This is a genomic window from Ochrobactrum sp. CGA5 (assembly GCF_006345815.1).
In the GTDB taxonomy this organism is placed as follows: domain Bacteria; phylum Pseudomonadota; class Alphaproteobacteria; order Rhizobiales; family Rhizobiaceae; genus Brucella.
This window is the reverse complement of sequence record NZ_VCIG01000004.1, coordinates 36,399-61,045: the sequence shown is the minus strand read 5'-3', so window position 1 is coordinate 61,045 and position 24,647 is coordinate 36,399. Positions and strand designations below refer to the sequence as shown.

Genomic DNA, 24,647 nt, shown 5'->3' with positions numbered 1-24,647 from the left:
TCATGCTTTTGCCCAAGAAAAAAGCGCCGGACGAACCGGCGCTATAAGAATCTCAGAGACAAAAGGACACGAAAGCAATTCACAGTGGAGCGCCGGAAACGGCAGCTCAATCATCACTCAGTGTTGCAATCCTTATCGCGTGAAGCCGGTTAACGGTACCTTAAATCCTTCTTTCAGAATTTACACATTGGTAGCGACTGTAAAATCAGGGTTAATTTCCGTGCAGCAATTGATTAACCATAGGAAAGAAGCAGCGTTGGTGATTTGATTCCTTCTTCTGCCACCGCAGATGATAAGTCATACATTCAGCATCTTTGCTTTGACAGATTGCTGGTTTACAGCTTGGTAAAACTCATTGATTGGATGGTTGATGCGCTGGCCCCGATTTACGCGCCTCATAATTGCGCTCGTCATTCTATGCGCCGCGGCTGCAGCAACCTTGCTGGCCGTGGTGCCTTTTATCGTCTCCACTGATGCCATCCGTATTCGTGTTGCACAGGAAATCAGCGCCTGGACCGGCTATAGTGTCGAGCTCAGGCAAGCCCCTCGCCTGAAAGTATTCCCTGTTTTGCGCGCATCCCTGAACGGCGTGACGCTCAGCAAGCTCACGGAACAAGGCCAGAAGCCGCTCATGAGTGCGGACCGTATTGATGTCGAGCTTTCCCCGCTTGATGCTATCATGGGGCATATTTCGTTTTCCGAAACGCAGATCGTTCGTCCGCATGTAAATATCGACGGCCCGGTTTCCAATTTCTCGCAACTCCTTGATGCCATCGCTAATTCCAATGGGCGGCTCGGCACTGCGATCCGCGCGCAACGTGCCTTGCAAAAAAGCGGTTCCGGTGACAATGCGCAGGCTGCACAGCAGACTTCGCAGCCCTTTGGTCGCGTCGTGGTTCGCGATGGAACGATCGCGTTCAACCGTGCAGAGAGCAAGCCGGAAAACGCCAACGACGAACAGATAACCAATGTCAACGCAACGCTGGAATGGCCGCGCACATCAAGCACCGCAACCCTGAAGGGCAGCGCCAAGTGGCGTGACGAGACCTCCCAGTTCAGCCTGACCGCAGCCCAGGCTCTGCCGCTTCTGGCTGGCGATACATCGGACGTGACAGCAAGCCTGACTGCCAATCCGCTAAGTCTAACCTTTCAGGGCAAGGCGAATATTTCCAAGGACCGCTTTTTTGAAGGCGATCTGACCGCCAAGACCCCGTCACTCAGCGGAGCGGTACGTTGGTTGAGCCTTCCTCCCATCGCTGGCAGCGCTGAAATCGGTGCTTTCTCTCTGGATGCCACCATCACCGCGACGCCGAAGCGGCTGAAATTCGCAGATGTTGAAATGACCGCCAGCGACAGCCCGGCGAAGGGTGTGATCGAGATCGGCCTGGAACAGGAACAACCGGCGGTAACCGGCACGCTGGCTTTCGACAAACTTGATCTTCGCCGCCTGTTTTCGGCCTTCATTCCGCTGCCTGACAGCGGCGCGCGTCCGCCAAACGAGCGTAACAATCCCGACCGCGATGTGGTCGATACAAGCTTTATCGACCGGGCGGAGGTCGATCTTCGCCTTTCCGCGCAAAATGCCACAGCCGGCCCTGTGACAATGACGGGCGTGGCCGCTGCGGTTCAGATTCGGGGCGGGCGTGCCATTTTCGATATCGGCGACGCCAAAGCTTTCAACGGCATCGTGCAAGCCAACGTGCAGATTGTGCGCGACTTGAAGAGTGCCAGCGGCGAACTGCGTTTCAATGCCTCGGATATAGACAGTTCGCAGTTCTTCACTGCTCTTGGCTTCGACAAGCCTTTTGTCAGCGGCAAGGGCAATGTCTCCCTGTTCATGAAAGGCCCGGCCCATCGATGGTCCAACCTTTTGACGAGCGCGCAAGGTAATGTTGCCGTCCAGCTCAACAACGGCCAGATGCAGGGCTTTGCTGTACAGGATTTTCTAGCCAAAGCGCAGAGCCAGCGCTTTTTCGCTCTGGAGCGAAAGGAGAATGTTGCGCTTGCCTTCAATCGTCTGGATGTGAAAGCCAATCTGTCCGACGGGGTTGCGACGCTGGAAAATGCGCGCCTCGACACATCCGACGGCACGTTGACACTGGCCGGGATCGTGCCTTTTGTAGATCGCAGTCTGGCGCTGAGCGGCCAAGTCGTATTCCCCAGCAGCCAGCCGCAACAGCAGCAGGACAGCAGTACGGACGGTCAGAGCGACCAACAACAAGCCGAAAATCCGCCCGCCAAGCCGCCGCTCAATTTCTTCGTCGGCGGCTCATGGGATCGCCCGTTTATTTCGCCATCTTCAATGGGAACGGCGCAGTAACCGTCGTTTTTCATTATCCCATACGGAAGGCCGCTTGTTCGTCGCGGCGCCGCTGCACTTCACGGCGCTTGTTGATGACCGAGGCGATGATGACACCGACCGTTACCAGCGCGATCAGGATTGTACAAATCGCATTGATTTCCGGCGTCACACCAAGACGCACCTGGCTGTAGATTTTCATAGGTAGCGTGGTTGCGCCCGGACCAGAGGTGAAACTTGCGATAACCAGATCGTCGAGCGACAGGGTGAATGCAAGCATCCAGCCGGAAACCACGGCGGGCAGGATCACCGGCAGAGTGACTTTCATAAAGGTTGTAACCGGCGGCGCGCCAAGATCCATCGCGGCTTCTTCCAGCGAACGATCAAAGCTCACCAGGCGCGACTGCACGACAACCGCCACGAAACACATTGAGAAGGTGATGTGTGCGAGCGTCACCGTCCAGAAGCCTCGGTCGAAATTCATCGCTACGAAGAGCAGAAGCAGCGACAGGCCGGTGATGACATCCGGCATGACAAGCGGTGCATAGACCATACCCGAAAATAGGATGCGCCCACGAAAGCGGGTATAGCGCGTCAGCGCAAGTGCGGCGAGGGTGCCCAGAACCGTCGCAATCGTTGCAGACAGAAGGCCCACGCGGACCGTCACCCACGCCGCATCCATCAAGGCCTGATTATGAAACAGCTCGACATACCATTTGGTCGAGAACCCGGCCCAGACAGTGACGAGACGAGATTCGTTGAACGAATAGATGACCAACAGCACGATGGGCAGATAGAGGAAGGCAAAGCCCAGAGCCACCGATGCGATATTGAAACGGGACCAGTTGTTTTGCATCCTATTTCCCCTTTTCCTGGGCCCGTGCCTGCACCTGCTGGAAGATAACGATTGGAACGATCAGCAGGACCAAGAGCACCACGGCCACCGCGGACGAGACCGGCCAGTCGCGATTGGAGAAGAACTCGCTCCAGATCGTCTTGCCGATCATGAGTGTCTGCGAACCACCGAGAAGGTCTGGGATGACGAATTCGCCCACCGCCGGAATGAACACGAGGAAGCAACCAGCCAGCACACCGGCCAGCGACAACGGGAAGGTAATCTTCCAGAAAGCGGCGAAGGGTGTGCATCCCAGATCCTGCGCCGCTTCGATGAGCGAATAATCCATCTTTTCCAGCGAGGAATAGATCGGCAGCACCATGAATGGCAGATATGAGTAGACGATACCGATGAAGATCGCCGTATCGGTGTTGAGAATGTTGAGCGGCGTATCGATAATATTGAGCCACATCAAAAACTGGTTGAGCAGACCTTCCGGCTTCAGAATCCCAATCCACGCATAGACGCGGATAAGGAACGAGGTCCAGAACGGCAGGATCACCAGCATCAGCAATGTCGGGCGGATGGTGGTCGGCGCGCGCGCAATGCCATAGGCCATCGGATAGGCCACCAGCAAGGTCAGGAGTGTGGAGATCGCAGCAATACGGACACTCGAAAGATAGGCCTTGTAGTAAAGCGGATCATCAAGCAGCCACAGATAATTGTCGAAGGAGAGCTGTTTGATCTTCTCCCATGTCGCCGCAAATCCCTGCGCCAGGTCGAATGTCGGTATATAGGCCGGGATAGCCATCGCGACTTCTGACAGCGAGATTTTGAAGACGATGAAAAACGGGACAAGAAAGAATACCAGCAGCCAGAGATAAGGCACTGCGATGACAAGACGGCTGGCGATGGAAGCGATCAGCTTCTGCATGGACTTGCCCTCCTCAGGCGGTCAGCACCAGACCGGCATCGGTATCGAAAGAGACCCAGACGCGTTCGTCATAGGTCAGCGGATTTTCGGTCCTGCGCACGGCGTTAAGGCTGGCGGCCTTGATCGTGCGGCCATTTTCGAGCCGCACGTGGAACACCGTCATGTCCCCGAAATAGGCGATATCCCAAAGCTCGCCTTCCACCGCATTCACCGAAGCATCATCCGGCTTTTCCCGTGTGATCCTCGTCTTTTCAGGACGCACCGCATACCAGACCTTCTGGCCTGGATTGAGTTCTTCGCGGGTTTCGGTCTGGATGTGAAAACCGAATTTCTCCGTTGCAATTTCGGCCTCGCCGTTGGCGGCTTTCACCACCTCGCCCTCAATGATGTTCACATTGCCGATAAAGTCCGCCACGAATTTGGAGCGCGGTGCCTCATAGACTTCCGCCGGCGTGGCCACTTGTTTGATGCGGCCCTTGTCCATCACCGCAATGCGGTCGGACATGGTCATGGCTTCTTCCTGATCGTGGGTGACGACCATGAAAGTCATGCCAAGCTTAACCTGCAAATCCATCAGTTCAAACTGGGTTTCCTCGCGCAGCTTCTTGTCGAGCGCGCCGAGTGGTTCATCGAGAAGCAGCACTTTCGGGCGCTTGGCAACGGAGCGGGCGAGCGCCACGCGCTGGCGCTGGCCGCCGGAAAGCTGGTGCGGCTTGCGCTTGCCATATTGCTCCAGCTTCACGAGCTTGAGCATTTCAGCGACGCGGGCGTCTATTTCCGATTTTGCCATGCCATCCTGCTTGAGGCCGAAGGCGATGTTGTTCTCAACCGTCATATGCGGAAACAGCGCATAGGACTGGAACATCATGTTGACCGGGCGCTTATAGGGCGGAATGCCGCGCATATCCTGACCGTCGAGCGTGATACGGCCCGATGTAGGTTCCTCGAAGCCTGCCAGCATGCGCATCAGCGTGGTCTTGCCACAGCCTGAAGCACCGAGCAGCGAGAAGAACTCGCGATTGAAAACATTAAGCGACAGATCATCGACGGCGGTGAAGTCGCCGAATATCTTCGTCACGTTCTCAAAAGAAATGAAGGGCTTGGCCGCCGGGTCGTTCCAAGGCGCAAACTTGCGGCGAAAACTGCCAAAAGATTCCATTCCGTACCCCTATCCAATCTACCCGGAACTAACAGCCTGCCTCAAAGCAAGACCGCTCTCGATAATTATGTAGCGTAACAATACGCAGAGCGGCCCTCCGTCTACACAGCGGGCCGCTCTTCACGATGTCAGGCGGGACATATCGGTCCCATCCTACTGTTTCAGCTCTTACTGGCCGGTGACAATCTTGGTCCAGGCGCGGGTTACCACGCGCTGGGTCTTGGTGTCGTAAGGCGTCGGTACGAACAGCTTCTTCATGACGTCTTCGGTCGGATAGATTTCCGGATCGTCAAGAATTTCCTTGTCGATGAACTCCTGCGAAGCCTTGTTGCCATTGGCATAGAAGACGTAGTTCGAAGCCTTGGCGGCTACTTCCGGGCGCATCATGTAGTTCATGAACTCGAGCGCTTCCGGCACATGCTTGGCGTCTGCCGGGATGGCCATCTGGTCGAACCAGATCAACGCACCTTCCTTCGGGATCGAATAGCCGATCTCAACGCCCTGATTTGCCTTTTCGGCGCGATCGCGCGCCTGGAAGATATCGCCCGAATACCCAACCGCCATGCAGATATCGCCATTGGCCAGCGCATTGATATATTCCGACGAGTGGAACTTGCGGATGTTCGGGCGGATCTTGAGATAAAGATCCTGCGCCTTCTGCAAATCGTCCGGTGATGGCGAATTCGGGTCCAGACCCAGATAGTTCAGTGCCGGACGCAGCATTTCACTGGCGGAATCGAGCAGATAGATGCCGCAATCCTTAAGCTTGGCCGACTTTTCTGGGTCAAACAGCACATCCCACGAGTCGATGGTGTCGGTGCCCAGGGCTTCCTTGATCTTGGCCTTGTTGTAGCCGATGCCGGTCGTGCCCCACATGTAATTGACGGAATACTCGTTGCCCGGATCATAGGTGGCAACGCGGTTTGAAATTTCGTCCCACATGTTCTTGAGGTTCGGTAGCTTGTCTTTGTCGAGTTTCAGGAACACGCCTGCTGGAATCTGGCGGCCAAGGAATTCGCCCGATGGCACCACCAGATCATAGCCGCTGCCACCGGCCAGAAGCTTGGTCTCCAGAATTTCATTGGAGTCATAGACGTCATAGACAACCTTGATCCCGGTTTCCTTGGTGAAATCCGTGAGAATGGAATCGTCGATATAATCTGACCAGTTATAGATATTGACCACCCGCTCCTGCGCATTCGCGGAGAATGTGGCAGCCGCTACAAAGCCCGTCACGACGGTCGTCGCCAGAAGGAAGGATTTGATCCCCATCATATGCTCCAATCTGCACAATAAATTCCGGTGCAGGTTCAGGGTGGATATACTGTTTCTTTATTGCACTTTTTTAGATTGCACGGCATTCGTCAACAGGGTCCTGACGGGACGAACATAAAAATTCCATCTGCGAGGCTCCTCGAGGGCGAGGAGATTTTGGTTATGCCTGACAAACAACAGCTTACTACTGGAAATCGAAGGCAGAAAGCCCAGCCACCATCTCGTCCAGCCCGAGCGGACGAGTCAGCGGCGGCTCGGCGCGGGTGATACAGCCCTGTCGTTCACACAGGCGACAGGCCGGGCCGATCTCCGTATTGCCCGCTTTTGTCAGTGCAGCGCCATAGATCGTGTCAGCCCCCGAATCCAACGCGCATCCAAGCAGCAGCGCCGTCCTGCGCGGGCGCTCACTGAATGCACCTTGCGGCCCCTCCAGCGTGCGCGAAATTGTCAGATACGCCGCTCCACCCGGCAATTCCACAGGCTCGACCAGCACTTGCCCCGCCTGCGCAAAGGCCGCATAGACTGGCAGCTTCGGGCATTGCCCGCTGAAGCGGACCGGAAACCCTTCCGCACCGGCAATCCGCAGGCGGTTGCCTGCGTGATCGATTTCCATCACGAAGAAAGGTAGCGCACTTGCCCCCTGCCGTTGCAGAGTGGTCAGTCGGTTTGCTGCCTGCTGGAACGAAACCCCGAAGCGCGTGCGCAGCACATCGACATCATAACGGGCTCGCACGGCTGCATCGCGAAACTGGCGATAAGGCATCATCAGGGCCTGCGCCGCATAGCGCGCCAATTCAAACCGGGCGATGCGCTTCGCCTCACCCGATGACAGTTTCAAGCCTTCCGTCTCCGCGCCTATTACCACCTGCATGCGGATCAGCGCCGCCTCCATGACAATCTCTTGCAACTGATCGAATGGCGACAGACGTTCGGAAATGAAAAGCCGCTGCGAATGCCGGTCATAACGCCTGCGCCAGTTTGGCATTGTGGCGACCGGCAGCGTGCGCACCGTAATGCCATGCTCGCGCCGCAGCCAATCCTTCAACACGCTCGACAAATCGCCGTCCGGTTTAAGCAGAGTGTAAAAGCTCTCCGCTTCTTCCTCAATGCGCGGATAGTGATTAGGCCGCCGCGCCATCACATCGCGCACTTCATCCAGCGGCAAGCGCGTCGCCGAAAGCTCCGCCCCGCTTCCCTCATGTGACAGCAATTGCGACAAATCGGACAGGCGCTGCTGTTGCTCGCGATAGGCACGGTAAAGCTTGATAATGCCAACGGCAGCATTCGGCGCCGCCTCACCGATTTCGACCAGTTCCTGATCGCCCGGTAACTCACCGCTCAGAAGCGGATCGGAAAACACTTCCTTAAGACCAGTGATCGTGGAGCCGCTTTCAGCCTGAAGAGTGTCGAGGTCGAGCTTGTATACACTCGCAAGTTTCAACAGAAGCTGCACCGTCAGTGGGCGTTGATTGCGCTCGATCAGGTTCAGATAAGATGGCGAAATGCCAAGCGCCTCTGCCATGGCCGTTTGGGTCAAGCCTTGCTCGTTGCGGATGCGCCGGATGCGTGGCCCTGCAAATATCTTGCGTTCACTCATTGGTTCCCCCTCTGTCCGCAACGACGTTTTGACAGTTCATGACAAAATAGCCGCAAAATCCCATCTTGACAAGATTTACAAATTTACATCGCCCATCAGTCAAAAACCCGACAGCGTTACCTCAATTAATCGGCCGCTTTGTCGGTTTTTCTGGCGACAAGCCAAACACGATTGTAAATCTGGTCACAGAAAGAGTGCAGACAGACCGCTCTTCCCGAACCAGTTTAAAGTGTGAGGAGATACCGAAATGACAGATTTTTACAGCCTTATTCCTTCGGCACCAAAGGGTCGTTTTGACGGCATCCAGCGTGCACATACGGCCGAAGACGTGAAAAGGCTGCGCGGTTCGGTAGAGATCAAGTACTCGCTGGCCGAAATGGGCGCGAACCGTCTCTGGAAGCTGATCCATGAGGAGGACTTCGTCAATGCGCTCGGCGCGCTTTCCGGCAATCAGGCCATGCAGATGGTTCGCGCCGGCCTGAAGGCGATCTACCTCTCCGGCTGGCAGGTTGCAGCAGATGCAAACACGGCTTCCGCCATGTATCCAGACCAGTCGCTCTATCCGGCGAATGCCGCCCCTGAACTGGCCAAGCGCATCAACAAGACCTTGCAGCGCGCCGACCAGATCGAAACCGCCGAAGGCAAGGGACTTTCGGTCGACACCTGGTTCGCGCCCATCGTTGCCGATGCGGAAGCAGGCTTCGGCGGTCCGCTGAACGCTTTTGAGATCATGAAGGCCTTCATCGAGGCTGGTGCCGCAGGTGTTCACTACGAGGACCAGCTCGCTTCGGAAAAGAAGTGCGGGCACCTTGGCGGCAAGGTTCTGATCCCGACAGCAGCGCATATTCGCAACCTCAACGCGGCACGCCTGGCTGCGGACGTCATGGGAACGGCAACGCTGGTTATCGCCCGCACGGATGCGGAAGCCGCCAAGCTTCTGACCTCGGACATTGACGAACGCGACCAGCCCTTCGTTGATTATGATGCTGGCCGCACGGCTGAAGGCTTCTATCAGGTGAAGAACGGCATTGAACCATGCATCGCCCGTGCGATTGCATATGCGCCCTATTGCGATCTGATCTGGATGGAAACATCCAAGCCCGATCTCGAACAGGCCCGCCGTTTCGCGGAAGCCGTGCACAAGGCGCATCCGGGCAAGAAGCTGGCCTATAACTGCTCGCCGTCGTTCAATTGGAAGAAGAACCTCGACGACGCCACGATTGCCAAGTTCCAGCGCGAGCTGGGCGCGATGGGCTACAAGTTCCAGTTCATCACGCTGGCCGGTTTCCACCAGCTCAACTACGGTATGTTCGAACTGGCACGCGGTTACAAAGATCGGCAGATGGCAGCCTATTCCGAACTGCAGCAGGCGGAGTTTGCAGCCGAAGCCAATGGCTACACCGCGACCAAGCATCAGCGAGAAGTCGGCACCGGTTATTTCGATGCCGTGTCGCTCGCAATCACCGGCGGCCAGTCTTCGACCACCGCCATGAAGGAATCGACAGAAACAGCACAGTTCAGACCGGCTGCTGAATAGCCGTCGCAAGTCAAGTAAAGGAGGAACAGTCCCATGAATTCGCCAGCACGCGTCAAGGAAAGAGCAGAAGAACAATCTTCAAGCATGACCACGGATCAGCAGACCGTTATCCGTATGCTCGCCAACGATCTGCATCGCCTCAACTACACCGTCATGAAGGCGGTCGAGGCAGGCGTTTCCGTGGAACTGGTTCGCTCCGCCCGGCATCATGGCGGCGATGGCAACTGGGGCGATCTACTGATCCCAGTCATCGTCACCCACGACAAATGATGATGCTCCCGACTATCGCCGTCGCCGCCATGTTCCTTCATTTCGTGTGCCTTCGGCAGCACGGGAACGGCGACGGCAACTGGGGCGATCTACTGATCCCGGTTATCGTCACCCACGACAAATGATGATGCTCCCGACTATCGCCGTCGCCGCCATGCTCACACACTTCGCTTTTTGGCAGCGACACAATGTCCAAACCGGCAGTGCCCATTAAATTCGATGAAACGGGCTTGATCTACTACTCGCTTTATGGTCGGATTTCCTCAACTGACCTCCCCCGGCTGGCGTTGCCAGTCGGGGCTTTTTTTTACATCAGTAGATAATCGACCGACTGCGGAAGGTCCGGCAGGACTTTCTTACCTAGTGCTTCCCGCAAATTGATTTCGATCGTGTCGGCTATGGCACCGATGGGCAGATCGTTCGACAGCATTCCGAACGGTATGAAGAAGAGTTTCCACAAAGGCGGGCGCTGGCGAACGATCAATACAAATAGGTCCGACGAAGATTGGCGAGGGAAGCCTATACGCCTTCTTGCGACGCACGACCATAAACGCCCTGTATTTTCTTACCGTATGACAAAATGTAAAATTACTATACACTAAAAATAAGTATTAATTATAATAAATTTCTTCTTAATAGTATAATTTTATTTATTCTCAAAGGTGAGACATGTCAATTCAGTCCTTGATAGACAATATTGCCGCAAATGCCAATATAAATCCTGGAACAGCCGAACAGACAGTTGGTATATTGCTGTCCGTCATCCAGCATGAAGCTCCAATTATAGCACCACAAATATTCAACATAATTCCCGGAGCCTCTGCACTGGCACATGCCAATGATGTTCTCATCCCTGAAAATCATCAAGCAAATGGCCTCCTCGGAACGGTCTCCAATGTCGCCGGAAATTTCGCGGGCGAGAGAATAGGCGCACTAGTCTGTGGTTTGGCAGCATTGAAGTCGACCGGCATGAGCGTGGATCAGGCCAATCAGGCCTTCCTGACAGTCATCCGCCATGTGAGGCAAAGGGATCGCGACCTTGTGCGAAAGCTTTTTGCTTTTGTCCCTGCACTGAAAAGCCACTTCAATATTCCACCTGCTGAATCTTGACCAAAAATTCACCGAACCCCAACAAATCCGCGGCTCATGCATTGACGTCGGTACATCATTAATGGTCCCTGCATCCTGATCCGATGCACGCGCCTTCGGATCGCTTGTAAACGGTTGGTCGTGGAAGCTAGAGCGCTTTGCCCACCGACTGCGGTTTGAACCGCCCCTTGCGGGGGCAAGGAATACGGAATTTTTTATGTCTATTCAGTCTCTCGTCGACAGTATCGCAACAAAAATCAATATTGATCCGCAACTTGCCGAAAAGCTCGCGGGCTCGGTGTTTTCTGTGGTGCAACACAGTGCACCTGAAATCGGCAACAAGATTTTCGCACTCCTGCCGGATGCGCAGCAGCTCGCCACCGCTCACGATGTGCTTGCCTCGAACACCGGCGGCATCATGGGCGCATTGTCAGGCCTGATGGATAATGTGGCTGGCGAAAAGATGAGCGCACTTTTGAAAGCCGCCGCCATGCTTCGTTCCAGTGGCCTCTCCAGCGATCAGATCACCGAAGCAGGCGGGCAGGTGATCAACTATGTGCGCGATCATGACCCGAAACTGGTCGACCAGCTGGTGGCGAGCGTGCCTGCTCTCAAGGGCCATTTTGGCCTCTGATGTATCGATTTTCTTTTGTGTGCGCTTTCTGCGACGGCGCACACAAAAGCTTGCCGGACCCATTTGTCATTGACGCCAGTCGCAGCTATCATGCCGTTATCGAAATCATTTTCTGGTGATGGATGTCTGCTGATACGACGGAAAAGAAGGTTACGCGCGCCCCGCGTCGCCGTACGCCTGCCTATGTCAAATCTCTTCGCGGTGTGAAGAACTGGAAGCAGGCAACCGAATGGCTGGCCTGGCGGGACATCGAAGACATCGAGTGCATAACCCCCGATCAGGCTGGGGTTGCCCGCGGCAAGATGATGCCGTCGAAGAAGTTCACCTCCAATACCTCGCTGGCTTTGCCTTCCGCCGTCTTCATGACGACGATTTCCGGTGATTACCCGGAAGACGGTTACGGCTTTCACTACCCAGAAGATGACGGCGACCTTAAGCTGATGCCGGACCTCTCGACCCTTTCGGCTGTGCCATGGGAATCCGACCCGACAGCACAGGTTATCTGCGATCTCGTCTATCATGACGGGCGCGCCGTTGAGTTCACACCGCGCAACGTGCTGCGCAATGTCGTTGCCGCCTACAATAAGCGCGGCCTCAAGCCGGTTGTCGCGCCGGAAATCGAGTTCTATCTGGTCCGCAAGAACCCCGATCCCGATTATCCACTGACACCGCCGGTCGGCCGTTCGGGCCGCGCCATTGGCGGCGGTCAGGGTTATTCAATCGCGGGCGTCAACGAATTCGATGAACTGATCGACGACATCTATCATTTCTCCGAAGGTCAGGGGCTGGAGATCGACACGCTGATCCACGAAGAAGGCGCCGGTCAGCTTGAAATCAACCTGCGCCATGGCGACCCGGTAGAACTCGCCGACCAGGTGTTCATGTTCAAGCGCACCATCCGCGAGGCGGCTCTCAAGCACGACATGTATGCCACCTTCATGGCCAAACCCATTCAGGGCCAGCCCGGATCGGCAATGCATATCCACCAGTCCATCGTGGACAAGAAGACGGGACGCAACATCTTCACCAATGAGGATGGCAGCGAAAGCGAGGCTTTCCGCCACTTCATCGGCGGCATGCAGCGTCATGTGCCGAATGCGCTCGTCATGTTTGCACCTTATGTGAACTCCTACCGTCGTTTGACGCCGGATGCGTCCGCGCCTGTCAATGTCAAATGGGGCTACGACAACCGTACCACCGCTTTCCGTGTGCCGCGCTCTGAACCCAATGGGCGCCGCGTTGAAAACCGCATCCCGTCCTCCGACGCCAATCCCTATCTTGCGTTGGCGGCTTCGCTCGCCTGCGGCTTGATCGGCCTCGTGAACAAAATCCAACCGGAGCAGCCTGCGACCACGAGCGTCAACACAAAGGAAATCGAGCTGCCCCGCGGCCTGATCGACGCGGTGGAGTTGTTTGAGGAAGACACGGAACTACGCAATCTGTTCGGCAGTTCCTTCGTGACGACCTACGCTGCCATCAAACGCGCCGAGTTCGAAACCTTCATGGAAGTCATCAGCCCTTGGGAACGCGAGTTCCTGCTGCTTAACGTCTGACTGGTTCCACATGTCATACCTAAGTCCAATTTCACCCGGCTATTCATGGTACGAGGCGACTGTGCCCGACCGACCGCAATATCCCGAGATGGATGGATCGCGGCAAGCGGATGTCGTCGTCATTGGCGGCGGGTATACGGGGCTTTCGGCTGCCTATCATCTGGCAAGACAGGGTGTGGATGTAACACTCATCGACGGGGCGCGGTTCGGCGATGGGGCGTCAGGGCGCAATGGTGGCCAGTTCGGTACCGGCCAGCGCACATGGGCCGAAGACCTCGAAGCGGAATATGGCTATGAGCGTGCCAAGGCCCTGTTCGAGGTGGCGGAAGAAGCCAAGGCTTATCTTCTGGCCTTTGCCGAAGAGCACAAGATCGACATGGAATATGTGCCAGGCCATATTTCAGTCGTGCACAAGCCGCGCTACCTGAAGTCGTATGAACGCCATGTTGAGCGGATGGCGAACCGGTTCAACTATTCGCATCTGCGTCTGCTCGACCGCGCTGAGACGGCAAGCCTGCTTGGCTCTGAACGCTATTTTGGCGGCGTCTATGATGCAGGCACCGGCCATATTCATCCGCTGAAATTGCTTGTCGGAACCGCAAAAGCGGCCCATGCGGCAGGCGCAAATCTCTTTGAAGATACCAAAGCCAGCAAAATCAGCACCGCAAGCGGGCAGGTCGAAGTCCAGACCAGCCGCGGAACCATCGTCGCGAAAAACGCCTTCATCGCCGTCAATGCCTATGGCGGACGGTTGGAGCCCGTCAGCGCATCGCATGTCATGCCGATCCGTTCGTTCATCGGAGCGACAGTGCCGCTTGGCGACGATAGCCCGGTTATTCCCGGCGGTGAATCCATTGACGATTCCCGCTTCGTGGTGCGTTATTTCCGGCGCTCGAAGGACGGCAGGCTTCTGTTCGGCGGGCGTGAAGCCTATACGGCCGACAATCCGCGCGATATCAGCACCCATATCCGCCGCCAGATCGCCGAGATCTATCCGGCGCTGGACAAAGTCGAAATCACCCATGCCTGGGGCGGTTCAGTCGGCATCACCATGCCCCGCCAGCCCTTCGTGCGCGAAGTGATGCCCGGTGTGATTTCCGCGGGCGGCTATTCCGGTCATGGTGTCATGCTGGCCAACTATATGGGTAAGCTCTATGCGGAAACCGTTGCCGGCAATCGCGACCGATTGAAACTGTTTGAAGAGCTGCGCATTCCCACCTTCCCCGGCGGTCGCACCTTCCGCTCGCCGCTACTGTTCCTAGCCCTGTCGTGGTATGCATTGATGGACAGGATTTAGAGAACGTCTCCCGAAAGGGCGAACCGGCTTTGGGAGACATGCTCAAAAACAAATAGTTAGAGCGGTGCCCCAAGCCGCTTTTTCGACAAAGGCGACTGCCGCGAAACCTGCTTCACAAGAAAAAGACGGGACACCCTTCGGCACCCCGTCTTTCTTATCATCGCCGGTATTACACATTACTTTACGTTACACTTTCGCCCGTGTTCGCTACCAGACGCTGATAAGTTTCCTCAACTACATCGCGCAGCGGAAGAATACCGCTCATACACAACAAGGCATGCATATGCTGGCGAGCACCTTCATAGCCCACAAGCGGCGCAAAGGGCTGCATTATTGTATCGGCTTCGTTTGGATATAGTTCCTGATACTCGGTAAAGTTGGTGAAGCTCTTATAGCTGTCGCCACGCATCAGATAGGTTTCGACGGCAGCCCCTTCAGCCAGCACCGCTTCGTGCGTGTCGAGAACGATATTGCAATAGTCGATGGCCTGATCCATCGATACGCGCGCTATGCTCTGGCCATTGACCAAATCCTTCGCGCGGATCAGTACGCCATCGATAAGCAGCGCGTGGTTGGGCGAAAGATAAAGGTCACGCTGCGGGGTTTTGCTGTCGATAGCAAAGCGTTTGACGCGGATTGGCATCACGCTTTCGTTCCATGCCACGCCGTCTTTTCTGTAGCTTTGCCAGCCAATCCATTTGACTGGACGGGTTTCCCCCCGGGCCGTGACCACAAGATCGCCGACGGACAACGTCTCCACCTCGACCGGCCCCATCGGCGTTTCAATCAGTGTGCCTTTCAACAGGCAATTGGAGCCGGAATCGCCCCCATGGTTATCCCACCACTTAGTACCAAGGGCCTGCGACGGACGTGACGACACCGTTGAAACAAATACACCCAATGCCGCGACCTTGGCGGCAGTGGCGGCTGCAAGTCCCAGAAAGTGCCGCCGCGCTCGACTGCGCGGTGAATGCGCATTTTTTCCTAAAGACATGTATCCCTCCGCTCTTCTCGTTACGGCACCGGCCTGAAAATCAGCGTGGATTTCTAGCAAAGCACGATGCGCAGCTTCAAAATCTGAAGCGTCGTTCCGTGTTGCCCGGATCAGCGGCGCTTCGATACTTTGCCCCAAGTTAACGCCTCTGATCTTAACTGATACCAACCCCGAAAAACTTCCGGCAATCAGGCCAATAGTCTCCTCTAATAGGCGTAAGCGCTACTCTGAAAGGTGAGTTTTTCTGCCCTTGAAAAGGCGCTGTCAGCGGCTTTCCTGCTGATCGAGGTTAAACACAGACCTTGAAAGTATGAATTGATTTGCACTCCAAAATAGTATACCCACCTATTCTAAAAGAGAGGCTGAAGCCATGAGCACGCATCAACATGCAGAGCATTCCGGACGTCATTCAATCTCCGGGCATGACCATGTCTTTCTGGGAGAAAACCACCAGCGCAATGAAAAGCGGACCTGGATCGTAATCGCCATCACGGCGACGATGATGGTCATCGAGATTACCGCCGGAAACCTCTACGGCTCCATGGCACTCACTGCCGATGGCTGGCACATGTCCACACATGCGGCGGCGATGCTGATTGCGGCTTTCGCCTATCTGTATGCGCGCAAACACGTGCACAATTCGCGTTTTACATTCGGCACAGGAAAGCTTGGCGATCTTGCAGGCTTTGCCAGTGCTATTGTTCTGGCGCTTATAGCGCTGCTTATCGGCTGGGAGAGCTTCTGGCGCATCACCTCTCCGGTGAAGATCAATTTTCAAGAAGCCATTCTGGTTGCGGTGATTGGGCTTATCGTCAACCTCGTCTGCGCCTGGCTCCTCAGGGACGACCATTCCCACCATCACGGCCATCATCATGACCATAGCCATGGCGATGATCATGCAGGTGTGCATGATCAGAATTTACGTGCAGCATATATACACGTGCTCGCCGATGCCCTGACATCGGTGCTTGCCATTGCAGCACTTCTGATGGGAGGCCTTTATGGCTGGCTCTGGCTCGATCCGGCAATCGGCATAGTCGGTGCGCTGGTGATCGCAAACTGGTCATGGGGATTGATAAAGGACACTGGCTCCACCCTGCTCGATTATCTGCCGGAGGATGAGGACCTGCCGGGAGAGATAGCAGAGATCATCAGCCGCGAGGGTGGGGAAATCGTCGATCTGCATGTCTGGCAACTCGGGCCGGGGCATCACGGCGCCATCGTTTCGATCTTTGCGGAACAGCCGCAGGCGCCCTCCTATTACCGGAACAAGCTTGCAGTAATCCATGATTTGTCGCATGTGACGGTGGAGGTGGAAGCGCGCACCGCCTGAGAATTGCAACATTGCCATGAAGGACCAGGGCTCTCATGACCCATACCATCCGCGAAAAGCAGAAGCTCATCAATCGCGTCCGCCGCATTCGCGGCCAGCTTGATGGCGTGGAGCGGATGCTTGAGGAAGAGAAGGGCTGCGCGGAGGTCATGCAGGTGATCGCGGGTGTCCGCGGAGCGGTCAACGGCTTAATGGCGGAAGTGATCGAAGACCATATCCTGATGCACGTGGCTGATGGGGCGCTGCCACAAAAGGAGCGCGACGAAGGTGCGGGGGAACTCGTGGACGTGGTTCGCGCCTACCTGAAATAAACCGCGTGTTGACATTCAACACGAGCAGGAATAGCTAAGCCGCATGAACAAAGCGCTCATCAGCACCCAGTTTTATTACGCCCCGCTCATATAGCGGCGGGTTTGCTTTGTCATAGTTCAACCGCTGCATTGCCAGCGGTTGAGTTTCACGGACAGCACCTCTGGCCATGCGGCCCTAAAGAGGTCAGTCCATGTCTCGCGATAACAATCAGCATATCAAAATTGGTATTATCGGCTTTGGTGCATTCGGGCAGCTTATCGCCCGTCACCTGAACCCTTACTTCCAGTTATATGCCTACGATTGTGCTGCGGCCCCTCAAAAGACACGGATACATGGCGTCACCCTGACCTCAATGGAAAAGGCCGCTCTCTGCGAGATCGTTATCCTGGCAACGCCGGTCGCAACTCTTGATCGTGTGGTGGAAATGATCGCGCCGCATCTAATCCCCGGTGCTCTTGTTCTTGATGTCGGCTCCGTCAAGGTCGGGCCTGCCGATATCATGCGGTGTGGTCTGCCGGCTCATGTGGATATTGTCGCCACACATCCCCTCTTCGGTCCACAAAGTGCACGCGACGGCATCACCGGTCTGAAAATCGCCGTTTGTTCTGTGCGCGGCAGACGGTTCCACCGCGTTGCAGCCTTCCTGAAAAAGCACCTTGCGCTCGATGTCATAGTCACCACACCGGAAGACCATGACCGTGAGGCGGCAATGGTACAGGGCCTCACGCATCTGATCGCCAAGGTTCTGGTACAGATGGAACCCCTTCCCGCCCGCATGACAACGAAAAGCTTCGACCTTTTGATGCGGGCGGTCAGCATGGTTCGCCACGACGCGCCGGAAGTGTTTCAGGCCATCGAACATGCCAATCCCTATGCCCTACAGGTGCGCCAGCGCTTCTTCGAGCTGGCAGATCGGGTCAACGAGGAACTGAAACGCGCCCAACCAGTGGCGGCCAGAGAGAAGGCTGCATAAACCCCACCCTTCGGCGAACGCTATAGAGGCATTTCGGAGGTTTGCTTGACCGTCTGGCTTGGCACATCGGTCTTCAGGTTCTGAACGCCCCTAATCCGGCTCAGATATTCAGACTGGAAGCGGCGGTAATCCTCGATATCCGCCGCAACCACCCGGATCATCGCATCATAATCACCGAGCATGAAATAGCATTCGAGCACCTGCGGGAGCTTCAGTATCTCCTTGGCGAAGGTCTGAAGTGTTTCCTCATCTTGTTGGTCCAGCCGGATGCGGGTGAAGAAAGTCAGCCCCTTGCCGACCTTGGCCGGGTTCAGCACCGCGACATAGCGGTCTATCACGCCGGCTTCTTCCAGAAGCTTCACCCGCCGTAGGCATGGCGAGGGCGAGAGACCGACCTCGCGCGCGAGGTCATTGTTGGCGATACGGCCGTCGCGCTGCAGAACACGCAGAATCCGTTTGTCTATCTCATCCAGCTTCATTGGCTCTCGATTCCATTTATGCCAATCTTATTGGCATTGAATGCCAAATATTGGCGCAAATAGGCTTAATTCGCAACCAAATTGCTTGAGAGATTGGCTACAGTCGCCAAACTTCTCAAGCAGACATGCAAGAGACCGAGAACCTGAATCACAAAGCTGCAAAGCAAACAGATAGAGCCTATTCGCTCTAGCGAGAATTTTATGGATATTTCACAGGCCTATGCGCCTCAAAAAAGCAGATCCGGACGAAGCTCGGAATTTCGTCGCGGGGCCGCTGCCGGTCTGCCGGTTCTGCTTGGCATTATTCCCTATGCGCTGGTTCTGGGCGCGCAGGCCGCACAAAAGGGCCTCAGCGTCATTGAAGTCCCCATGATGACCGGGCTGAATTTTGCGGGCGGATCGGAATTCGCAGCCATCCAGCTCTGGACCTCGCCACCGCACATTCTCCTGATTGTTGCAATCACCTTTCTGGTCAACAGCCGCCACCTGCTGATGGGCGCCGCTCTGGCGCCGTTCATCCGCCATCTGCCCAAGCGCAAGGCTTTTGCAAGCCTGTTTCTCATGTGCGATGAAAGTTGGGCGCTCGGCCTTGCCGATGCAAAGCGCCGGCAGTCAAAAGGCGTCAATCCAGCGCTGAGCCTCACCTTCTATGCCGGTGTGGCCATTCCTTTCTATCTCGCCTGGGTTGTCTTCACCACGCTGGGCGCGGCCTTCGGCCCGATGATGGGCGACCTGCGCCCCTATGGCTTCGACATGGCTTTCCCGGCGGTGTTTCTGGTTTTGCTGGCAGGCATGTGGAAAGGTTTCGCCGCGGCGCGCCCCTGGCTGGTCAGTCTTGTGGTGGCTGCCTTGACCTATCTCATCGTTCCTGGCGCCTGGTATGTCGCAGCCGGTGCCTTGTCCGGTCTCGTTGCAGCTTATCTGCTGGCAGGTGAAGAATGATCGATCCATTAGCCGTTCTGACCATCGTTTTGATGGCAAGCGTCACCTATCTCACCCGCATCGGCGGCTATGTGCTGCTGCGCAACCGTACGCTAAGCAAGCGTGCGACGGCGGTGATGGAAGCAGCGCCCGGCTGTGTCCTGATCTCGGTCATCGCGCCCGATTTCGTTTCGGACAAGCCTGCGGACTTGATCGCCCTTGCAATTACGATCTTCGCCGCAACGCGCTTTTCCATGCTGCCAACCGTGCTGATCGGCATTGGCGCGGCTGGCATCTGCCGCTACCTGATCGGGTGAAGCATGTCTCTCGAAAGCGGAAGCGGCATCGTTCAATGCAAATGCTTGAGCTTGTCGGGATTGCGCACCACATAGATCCCGGCAATTTTGCCGTTGTCTATATCGAGCGCCGTCGTCTGGATTTCTCCGTCCGCCTCACGCGTAATGAAGCCAGGCAAACCGTTGATATAGACCATGCGGATAAGCTCCGACTGCTTGCCCGCATAATATGCGGCCAGTTTTTGGTGGATCGACATCACATCGTCGAATCCCAGCACCGGCCTTGGGAATGCCGGTCGCTTGCCGCCGCCATCTGCCTGCATATGTACATCCGCCGCGAGCATGGCACCGAGCTTCTTCATATCGCCGCTGCGTGATGCAGTGAAAAAGGCCTGCGCCAGTTCCAGTCCGCGCTGCTTGTCGACCTGAAAACGCGGGCGCTCCTCGCGCACATGCTTGCGTGCCCGTGCAGCGAGCTGGCGGCAGGCCGCAGTGTCACGCTGGATCGTCTTGGCTATCTCGTCGAAATCTAGCCCGAAAACATCGTGCAGCAGGAATGCGGCGCGTTCCAGCGGCGAAAGACGCTCCAGCGCGAGCATGAGCGGCAGGGTGACGTCGTCATCCGTTTCCTCTTCGACAACCGGATCGGGTATCCACGGCCCGAAATAAGTCTCGCGCTGATTGCGCCCGGATTTCAGAAAATCGAGGCACAGACGGGTCACGGTGCGCCGCAGAAAGGCTTCCGGTTCGCGCACCTCACTGCGGTCGGCGTTCATCCATCGGATGAACGCCTCCTGCACCATATCCTCGGCATCCGCGACCGAGCCCAACATGCGATAGGCAACACGGATCAGTTTCGGGCGCAGCGGATCGAAGCTTTCGGCAGCATCACCTTGCGAGGATATGTCAGCCATCAGACGCCCGCCTTTACTGCGGGCTTCTTCGCTTCCGGTTCGAACCAAAGGCCAAAACCAACCGCCAGGCGGTTCCAGCCATTGATGATGTTGATCATCAGCGTAAGGTTCACTTGCTCCTCCTCGGTGAATTGCGCCTGCATGGCGGTGCGGGCCTCTTCCAGATCGTGGCCTTGCGACAGACGGGTCAGCGCCTCGACCCATCCCAGGGCGGCGCGTTCGCGATCAGAGTAACACGGTGCTTCGCGCCATGCCGACAACAAATAGATGCGTTGTTCGGTCTCGCCAAGAGAGCGCGCTTCAAGCGTATGCATATTGATGCAATTGGCGCAGGCGTTGATCTGTGAGGAGCGGATTTTGACAAGCTCGATCAGGCTGGCTTCCAAACTGGATGCGATCGTCATCGAGGCATTCATCCAGGGTTTCATCGTGGCAGGGGCAACATCGAACGGATTGAGCAGAGGGGTCATGGTATCGTTCCTTTCGGTTCAAGGGGTTCGATAGTCATGACGAGACAGCAATGTCGAATGTGACATTCGGCACAATTTTTTTCCGCCTTCTGGCTTGCACGATAAAGCGTGCCGCACTTGAGTATCTATGCAGCTGGGTTCAGAGCGCTGTATTAAAAGATCGAGGCTGTCTTGCCTGTCATCTAGGCTCAGTCCAGCTCGCTCAGTATCCATTCCCTGAACGCGCGGACCTTGGGCGTGTTGCGACGGGACTTGGGATAGACGAGCCAATAAGCGCGCCCGTCAGTGCCAAGAATATCGAAAGGCTGGATAAGCTGGCCGGTGGCGATCTCGATCTGATGGAAGGCAGGCGTGAGAATGCCCACACCCTGCCCCGCAACAGTCGCCCGCCCTTCGATATGCTGTGCGCCCAGCCGGTTCTGGGTGTTGCCCTGCAATTGCGGATTTTCGATCCCGGCTGTTTTGAACCAGATTTGCCACCAAGGATCGCTTGCGTCGATTATCTTTAGCCGCAGCAGATCGGCAGGTTCCTTTACCCCACCGATTGTAGCGGCAAGAGCCGGACTCAGCATCGGCGTGAACCTCGCCTTGATGAGCTCATGGGCTTCCAGGCCTGGCCATTTACCGAAGCCGCTTCTGATCGCAATGTCAACATTGGTCGTCGCGAAGTCGATCAAGCTGTCGGACGTATCGAGTCGGACTGCGAGTGACGGATGCCGCATCTGGAACGAGCCAAGCCGATGCGCCAGCCAATTGGCGGCAAAAGTTGCAAGAACGCTGATCGACAGCGTGCCCTCTGCATCCTCGCGCAGGCTGGCAAAGGCATTGCGCATCGTCTCGAACGCCTCCGTGATCGCAGGCGCAAGCTGCTTGCCGAGTTCGGTCAGTTCCACCTGGCGCGGCATGCGCAGAAACAAGGGCGCGCCCACACGCTCCTCCAACATCTTGACCTGATAGCTGACCGCAGCCTGCGTCATGCCCAATTCCTCCGCCGCGCGGGTGAAACTTGCATGGCGGGCGGCGGATTCAAAAACGCGAATAGCCGATAAAGGGGGAAGCGGTGTCGTCATTATGCATAAGTCCTCCTTATGCATACTAATCGAAGTTCAATTGGAAAACAAAGGTTTTCAGGCGCATACCTATAGGCACAATTTAACGAGTAGCTGCCTCCCACAGCCGCTGTATCTGAATAGGTGAGATCATGAAAAACCTCGGTTCTGCCTGCGCAACCGCCACAGCACCCACGATGAACCACAGAACGGAAAAGGGCTGGAGGGCACTGTTTTCCCGTCTGTTCTCCCGCAAGTCCACCCATATCGTCATTACCGAACATTCGCCGGAATACCTCCTGCGGGATATCGGTATCGGTGACGGGCGTACGCAATACTATTCACGAGACGGCCATAAGCTGCCCGAATGGCGGTGACTTTGTCACGCGCTGATGACAGCAAAGCCACGCGCTTTGAGACCGCGTCGGTCCTCGCGGAGATTGCTGACGAGACGGCTGCGGCTTCCGTCCAGATGCGCACTCATCAACGCCGTCGCCCTGTCGGTGTTTCCTTCGCGCACCGCGTCGAGAATGGCGCGGTGTTCGCCCCATGCACGCGCGAGCGCCGCCTCGTCACGCACCTCCAGCCAGCGCGCCCGTGAGAGACGCTGCATAGCATCGCGCACGCCGCGACTGAGAAATTCGTTACCAGACAGTCGCGCCAGTTCAATATGAAAATCCATACCGATACGGTGCCACTCCTCGCGTGAGGTATCCGCATCGCAGCTTTCCAGCATCGCTAAAATCAGCTCCACGCCGCTGCGATCCTCCAGCGCGCATGTTAGCTTTAACGCCGCAATTTCCAGTGCTTCACGATAGACGCCGATCTGCTCGATTTCGCTGAGGTTGATCGGTGAGACCGTCCAGCCACGCCCTTCGCGGCAGATCAGCCCTTCCGCTTCCAGCCGCAAAAGCGCTGCTCGGATCGGCGTGCGCGAGGCTTCAAACTGCGCCTCGATCCAGCGCTCGGTCAAACGTTCGCCCGGCCCCAGTTCCAGACCGAGGATCATGTCGCGAAGCTGCGTTTCAACCTGCCTCATCTGTGACATTGGCATAATTCTCCACTTTCGATCGGCACTGCAATTGACAAGCCTCATCAACAGGCGCATTCATGCATACCGTTTTGGTATCCCAAAATGGAATACATTGCAATCGCGAGAAATGTCATGAGCACCGCCCAAGCCGCTGCAAGCGAAACTGCCGCAGTCAGCCCGGAAAATGTGATCGTCGAAGAAAACCACGAGCGCTACTGGAAGCAGAACCTGCTGATCTGCCTCATCGGCTCTTTTACGACGCTCATTGCCATGTCGCTTCTTCTGCCATTTCTGCCGCTTTACGTGGAACAATTGGGCGTCACCGATCATGCGGCCATTGTGCAATGGTCGGGCATCGCTTACGGCGCGACCTTTCTTGCCGCTGCCTTCGTCGCGCCGCTGTGGGGCAAGCTCGGCGACCGATACGGGCGCAAGCTGATGCTGATCCGCGCCAGCCTCGGCATGGCCATCGCCATGTCTCTGATCGGCATGGTGACAAGCGTCTGGCAACTGGTGGCGTTACGCCTGTTCGTGGGCATCGCGGGCGGCTATTCGTCCGGCTCGATGATCCTTGTCGCCACACAGACGCCAAAGGAAAAGACCGGCTGGGCGCTGGGCGCGCTTTCGGCCGGCATCATGGCGGGCAATCTGGCAGGCCCATTGCTCGGCGGCGCCTTGCCGCCACTGATCGGCATCCGCGCAACCTTCTGGCTGGCTGGCGGTGTGATTTTCCTCACATTTCTGGCCACGACCTTCCTGATCCGTGAAGAACGCAAGCCGCCCAAGCCGACCAAGGAGCAGAAGGCGGAATCCATATGGGCTGCGATCCCCGACAGAAAGCCGGTCATCGCCATGCTGGTGACGGGCATGCTGCTCCTTTTCGCCAACATGTCGATCGAGCCGATCATTACGGTCTACGTAATCCAGTTGATGGACGATCAGACGAAAGTGACTCTGATTTCCGGCGTGGTGATGGCTGCTGCGGCGCTCGGCAGCATTATGTCATCCTCGCGGCTGGGCCGCCTTGCCGACCGCATCGGCCATACGCGCGTCATCATCGGGGCGCTGTCCGTGGCTGCACTGCTTTTGATCCCGCAGGCTTTCGTGACGGAAGCCTGGCAGTTGATCGGCCTGCGTTTTCTGATGGGCCTGGCGCTGGGCGGATTGTTGCCCTGCATCACCAGCGTCATCCGGCACAATGTGCCCGACCACGTGGCGGGCGGCGTTCTGGGTTATTCTGTCTCGGCTCAATATATCGGACAGGTTGCGGGCCCCGTCGCTGGCGGCTTTGTAGGCGGTCACTTCGGCATGCGCTCCGTGTTTCTCGGCACATGCCTGATCATGGCTCTCGGCGCATTTTATAACTGGACCGTCCTGCGCAAGAACCCGTAATT

The 24,647-nt window shown here is 56.4% G+C and carries 26 protein-coding genes and 1 pseudogene; 15 read left to right on the top strand and 12 right to left on the bottom strand.

Translation table 11 applies throughout. From position 1 onward, the window contains the following. The first annotated feature begins 370 nt into the window (after window positions 1–370). Complete coding sequence (locus FJQ48_RS04155) at window positions 371–2,320, top strand: AsmA family protein (RefSeq protein ID WP_139973948.1); 1,950 nt, start codon at window positions 371–373, stop codon at window positions 2,318–2,320. 13 nt (window positions 2,321–2,333) lie between these two features. Here FJQ48_RS04155 and FJQ48_RS04150 read toward each other — a convergent pair whose 3' ends face one another. From FJQ48_RS04150 to FJQ48_RS04130, 5 genes are all read right to left on the bottom strand, one after another. Next, window positions 2,334–3,155: an ABC transporter permease gene (locus FJQ48_RS04150; RefSeq protein WP_139973947.1), complete on the bottom strand. Its 822-nt coding sequence runs from the start codon at window positions 3,153–3,155 to the stop codon at window positions 2,334–2,336. A 1-nt stretch (window position 3,156) separates the two neighbouring features. Continuing rightward, window positions 3,157–4,068: an ABC transporter permease subunit gene (locus FJQ48_RS04145; RefSeq protein WP_139973946.1), complete on the bottom strand. Its 912-nt coding sequence runs from the start codon at window positions 4,066–4,068 to the stop codon at window positions 3,157–3,159. Between the two features lie 13 nt (window positions 4,069–4,081). After that, window positions 4,082–5,227: an ABC transporter ATP-binding protein gene (locus FJQ48_RS04140; RefSeq protein ID WP_139973945.1), complete on the bottom strand. Its 1,146-nt coding sequence runs from the start codon at window positions 5,225–5,227 to the stop codon at window positions 4,082–4,084. A 168-nt stretch (window positions 5,228–5,395) separates the two neighbouring features. Further along, entirely contained in the window at window positions 5,396–6,499 is a 1,104-nt protein-coding gene (locus tag FJQ48_RS04135; RefSeq protein ID WP_139973944.1) for a polyamine ABC transporter substrate-binding protein, read from the bottom strand. Window positions 6,500–6,686: 187 nt separating this feature from the next. Then, complete coding sequence (locus FJQ48_RS04130) at window positions 6,687–8,099, bottom strand: short-chain fatty acyl-CoA regulator family protein (RefSeq protein ID WP_139973943.1); 1,413 nt, start codon at window positions 8,097–8,099, stop codon at window positions 6,687–6,689. A 247-nt stretch (window positions 8,100–8,346) separates the two neighbouring features. Between FJQ48_RS04130 and aceA the strand changes: the two genes are divergently transcribed. The 3 genes from aceA to FJQ48_RS22825 are packed head-to-tail and all read left to right on the top strand — an operon-like array spanning window position 8,347 to window position 10,031. Further along, on the top strand, window positions 8,347–9,636 hold the full coding sequence (gene aceA / locus FJQ48_RS04125; protein WP_139973942.1) for an isocitrate lyase: 1,290 nt from the start codon (window positions 8,347–8,349) through the stop codon (window positions 9,634–9,636). Window positions 9,637–9,669: 33 nt separating this feature from the next. Further along, window positions 9,670–9,906, top strand: coding sequence for a hypothetical protein (locus FJQ48_RS04120; RefSeq protein WP_010659117.1), 237 nt, complete (start codon window positions 9,670–9,672; stop codon window positions 9,904–9,906). Further along, complete coding sequence (locus FJQ48_RS22825) at window positions 9,906–10,031, top strand: hypothetical protein (protein ID WP_273793470.1); 126 nt, start codon at window positions 9,906–9,908, stop codon at window positions 10,029–10,031. The genes FJQ48_RS04120 and FJQ48_RS22825 overlap by 1 nt, the downstream gene beginning before the upstream one ends. A 182-nt stretch (window positions 10,032–10,213) precedes the next feature. Here FJQ48_RS22825 and FJQ48_RS04115 read toward each other — a convergent pair. Next, a pseudogene (locus tag FJQ48_RS04115) lies at window positions 10,214–10,345 on the bottom strand (bestrophin); the annotation flags it as partial. Between the two features lie 245 nt (window positions 10,346–10,590). Between FJQ48_RS04115 and FJQ48_RS04110 the strand changes: the two are divergent. The 4 genes from FJQ48_RS04110 (at window position 10,591) to FJQ48_RS04095 (ending at window position 14,479) form a co-directional block, all read left to right on the top strand. Further along, window positions 10,591–11,016 (top strand): hypothetical protein, encoded by a 426-nt coding sequence (locus FJQ48_RS04110; RefSeq protein WP_247870294.1) that lies wholly within the window; start codon window positions 10,591–10,593, stop codon window positions 11,014–11,016. A gap of 196 nt (window positions 11,017–11,212) precedes the next feature. Further along, a complete protein-coding gene (locus FJQ48_RS04105; protein ID WP_139973940.1) occupies window positions 11,213–11,629 on the top strand; it encodes a DUF2267 domain-containing protein in 417 nt (138 codons plus the stop codon). Window positions 11,630–11,751: 122 nt separating this feature from the next. Beyond that, window positions 11,752–13,182, top strand: a complete 1,431-nt coding sequence (locus tag FJQ48_RS04100) for a glutamine synthetase family protein (protein ID WP_139973939.1) — start codon at window positions 11,752–11,754, stop codon at window positions 13,180–13,182. A 10-nt stretch (window positions 13,183–13,192) separates the two neighbouring features. Next, complete coding sequence (locus tag FJQ48_RS04095) at window positions 13,193–14,479, top strand: FAD-binding oxidoreductase (RefSeq protein WP_139973938.1); 1,287 nt, start codon at window positions 13,193–13,195, stop codon at window positions 14,477–14,479. A 181-nt stretch (window positions 14,480–14,660) separates the two neighbouring features. Here the strand turns inward: FJQ48_RS04095 and FJQ48_RS04090 are convergent, their stop codons facing one another. Next, window positions 14,661–15,473 carry a Hint domain-containing protein gene (locus tag FJQ48_RS04090; protein WP_139973937.1) on the bottom strand — a complete coding sequence of 271 codons (813 nt, stop codon included), beginning with the start codon at window positions 15,471–15,473 and terminating at the stop codon, window positions 14,661–14,663. Between the two features lie 370 nt (window positions 15,474–15,843). On the opposite strand from FJQ48_RS04090, the gene dmeF reads away from it, so the two are divergent. From dmeF to FJQ48_RS04075, 3 genes are all read left to right on the top strand, one after another. After that, window positions 15,844–16,806, top strand: a complete 963-nt coding sequence (dmeF, locus tag FJQ48_RS04085) for a CDF family Co(II)/Ni(II) efflux transporter DmeF (RefSeq protein WP_139973936.1) — start codon at window positions 15,844–15,846, stop codon at window positions 16,804–16,806. Window positions 16,807–16,841: 35 nt separating this feature from the next. Continuing rightward, window positions 16,842–17,117 carry a metal/formaldehyde-sensitive transcriptional repressor gene (locus FJQ48_RS04080; protein WP_139973935.1) on the top strand — a complete coding sequence of 92 codons (276 nt, stop codon included), beginning with the start codon at window positions 16,842–16,844 and terminating at the stop codon, window positions 17,115–17,117. Window positions 17,118–17,308: 191 nt separating this feature from the next. After that, window positions 17,309–18,091 (top strand): prephenate dehydrogenase, encoded by a 783-nt coding sequence (locus FJQ48_RS04075; protein WP_139973934.1) that lies wholly within the window; start codon window positions 17,309–17,311, stop codon window positions 18,089–18,091. A gap of 20 nt (window positions 18,092–18,111) precedes the next feature. On the opposite strand, the gene FJQ48_RS04070 is transcribed toward FJQ48_RS04075, so the two are convergent. After that, window positions 18,112–18,570, bottom strand: a complete 459-nt coding sequence (locus FJQ48_RS04070) for an Lrp/AsnC family transcriptional regulator (RefSeq protein ID WP_139973933.1) — start codon at window positions 18,568–18,570, stop codon at window positions 18,112–18,114. 201 nt (window positions 18,571–18,771) lie between these two features. Here FJQ48_RS04070 and FJQ48_RS04065 point away from each other — a divergent pair, with 201 nt between their 5' ends. Together FJQ48_RS04065 and FJQ48_RS04060 are read left to right on the top strand one after the other, a co-directional pair. Further along, window positions 18,772–19,512 (top strand): AzlC family ABC transporter permease, encoded by a 741-nt coding sequence (locus FJQ48_RS04065; RefSeq protein WP_139973932.1) that lies wholly within the window; start codon window positions 18,772–18,774, stop codon window positions 19,510–19,512. After that, on the top strand, window positions 19,509–19,808 hold the full coding sequence (locus tag FJQ48_RS04060) for an AzlD family protein (protein ID WP_139973931.1): 300 nt from the start codon (window positions 19,509–19,511) through the stop codon (window positions 19,806–19,808). The genes FJQ48_RS04065 and FJQ48_RS04060 overlap by 4 nt, the downstream gene beginning before the upstream one ends. Window positions 19,809–19,840: 32 nt before the next feature. Here FJQ48_RS04060 and FJQ48_RS04055 read toward each other — a convergent pair whose 3' ends face one another. The 3 genes from FJQ48_RS04055 to gcvA form a co-directional block, all read right to left on the bottom strand. Then, the gene (locus tag FJQ48_RS04055; RefSeq protein WP_139973930.1) at window positions 19,841–20,701 is read right to left on the bottom strand and encodes a sigma-70 family RNA polymerase sigma factor; all 861 of its coding nucleotides are present in this window, start codon (window positions 20,699–20,701) and stop codon (window positions 19,841–19,843) included. After that, a complete protein-coding gene (locus FJQ48_RS04050; protein WP_139973929.1) occupies window positions 20,701–21,171 on the bottom strand; it encodes a carboxymuconolactone decarboxylase family protein in 471 nt (156 codons plus the stop codon). Before FJQ48_RS04050 ends, FJQ48_RS04055 begins: the two co-directional genes overlap by 1 nt. A gap of 188 nt (window positions 21,172–21,359) precedes the next feature. Continuing rightward, on the bottom strand, window positions 21,360–22,241 hold the full coding sequence (gene gcvA / locus FJQ48_RS04045; RefSeq protein ID WP_139973928.1) for a transcriptional regulator GcvA: 882 nt from the start codon (window positions 22,239–22,241) through the stop codon (window positions 21,360–21,362). 131 nt (window positions 22,242–22,372) lie between these two features. On the opposite strand from gcvA, the gene FJQ48_RS04040 reads away from it, so the two are divergent. Continuing rightward, window positions 22,373–22,597, top strand: a complete 225-nt coding sequence (locus FJQ48_RS04040) for a hypothetical protein (protein ID WP_139973927.1) — start codon at window positions 22,373–22,375, stop codon at window positions 22,595–22,597. 5 nt (window positions 22,598–22,602) lie between these two features. Here FJQ48_RS04040 and FJQ48_RS04035 read toward each other — a convergent pair whose 3' ends face one another. Further along, window positions 22,603–23,268, bottom strand: coding sequence for a GntR family transcriptional regulator (locus FJQ48_RS04035; RefSeq protein WP_139973926.1), 666 nt, complete (start codon window positions 23,266–23,268; stop codon window positions 22,603–22,605). Window positions 23,269–23,385: 117 nt separating this feature from the next. Between FJQ48_RS04035 and FJQ48_RS04030 the strand changes: the two genes are divergently transcribed. Next, window positions 23,386–24,645 carry a multidrug efflux MFS transporter gene (locus FJQ48_RS04030; RefSeq protein WP_139973925.1) on the top strand — a complete coding sequence of 420 codons (1,260 nt, stop codon included), beginning with the start codon at window positions 23,386–23,388 and terminating at the stop codon, window positions 24,643–24,645. The last annotated feature ends 2 nt before the right edge of the window (window positions 24,646–24,647 follow it).

Coding starts and splice junctions, on each gene's coding strand:
- FJQ48_RS04130 (WP_139973943.1), bottom strand. CDS start 8,099: ATGAGTGAACGCAAGATATTTGCAGGGCCACGCATCCGGCGCATCCGC.
- FJQ48_RS04145 (WP_139973946.1), bottom strand. CDS start 4,068: ATGCAGAAGCTGATCGCTTCCATCGCCAGCCGTCTTGTCATCGCAGTG.
- aceA (WP_139973942.1), top strand. CDS start 8,347: ATGACAGATTTTTACAGCCTTATTCCTTCGGCACCAAAGGGTCGTTTT.
- FJQ48_RS04080 (WP_139973935.1), top strand. CDS start 16,842: ATGACCCATACCATCCGCGAAAAGCAGAAGCTCATCAATCGCGTCCGC.
- FJQ48_RS04075 (WP_139973934.1), top strand. CDS start 17,309: ATGTCTCGCGATAACAATCAGCATATCAAAATTGGTATTATCGGCTTT.
- FJQ48_RS22825 (WP_273793470.1), top strand. CDS start 9,906: ATGATGCTCCCGACTATCGCCGTCGCCGCCATGTTCCTTCATTTCGTG.
- FJQ48_RS04105 (WP_139973940.1), top strand. CDS start 11,213: ATGTCTATTCAGTCTCTCGTCGACAGTATCGCAACAAAAATCAATATT.
- FJQ48_RS04150 (WP_139973947.1), bottom strand. CDS start 3,155: ATGCAAAACAACTGGTCCCGTTTCAATATCGCATCGGTGGCTCTGGGC.
- FJQ48_RS04095 (WP_139973938.1), top strand. CDS start 13,193: ATGTCATACCTAAGTCCAATTTCACCCGGCTATTCATGGTACGAGGCG.
- FJQ48_RS04055 (WP_139973930.1), bottom strand. CDS start 20,701: ATGGCTGACATATCCTCGCAAGGTGATGCTGCCGAAAGCTTCGATCCG.
- FJQ48_RS04070 (WP_139973933.1), bottom strand. CDS start 18,570: ATGAAGCTGGATGAGATAGACAAACGGATTCTGCGTGTTCTGCAGCGC.
- FJQ48_RS04090 (WP_139973937.1), bottom strand. CDS start 15,473: ATGTCTTTAGGAAAAAATGCGCATTCACCGCGCAGTCGAGCGCGGCGG.
- FJQ48_RS04060 (WP_139973931.1), top strand. CDS start 19,509: ATGATCGATCCATTAGCCGTTCTGACCATCGTTTTGATGGCAAGCGTC.
- FJQ48_RS04120 (WP_010659117.1), top strand. CDS start 9,670: ATGAATTCGCCAGCACGCGTCAAGGAAAGAGCAGAAGAACAATCTTCA.
- FJQ48_RS04050 (WP_139973929.1), bottom strand. CDS start 21,171: ATGACCCCTCTGCTCAATCCGTTCGATGTTGCCCCTGCCACGATGAAA.
- FJQ48_RS04100 (WP_139973939.1), top strand. CDS start 11,752: ATGTCTGCTGATACGACGGAAAAGAAGGTTACGCGCGCCCCGCGTCGC.
- FJQ48_RS04140 (WP_139973945.1), bottom strand. CDS start 5,227: ATGGAATCTTTTGGCAGTTTTCGCCGCAAGTTTGCGCCTTGGAACGAC.
- FJQ48_RS04035 (WP_139973926.1), bottom strand. CDS start 23,268: ATGTCACAGATGAGGCAGGTTGAAACGCAGCTTCGCGACATGATCCTC.
- FJQ48_RS04155 (WP_139973948.1), top strand. CDS start 371: ATGCGCTGGCCCCGATTTACGCGCCTCATAATTGCGCTCGTCATTCTA.
- FJQ48_RS04065 (WP_139973932.1), top strand. CDS start 18,772: ATGGATATTTCACAGGCCTATGCGCCTCAAAAAAGCAGATCCGGACGA.
- dmeF (WP_139973936.1), top strand. CDS start 15,844: ATGAGCACGCATCAACATGCAGAGCATTCCGGACGTCATTCAATCTCC.
- FJQ48_RS04030 (WP_139973925.1), top strand. CDS start 23,386: ATGAGCACCGCCCAAGCCGCTGCAAGCGAAACTGCCGCAGTCAGCCCG.
- gcvA (WP_139973928.1), bottom strand. CDS start 22,241: ATGACGACACCGCTTCCCCCTTTATCGGCTATTCGCGTTTTTGAATCC.
- FJQ48_RS04040 (WP_139973927.1), top strand. CDS start 22,373: ATGAAAAACCTCGGTTCTGCCTGCGCAACCGCCACAGCACCCACGATG.
- FJQ48_RS04135 (WP_139973944.1), bottom strand. CDS start 6,499: ATGGGGATCAAATCCTTCCTTCTGGCGACGACCGTCGTGACGGGCTTT.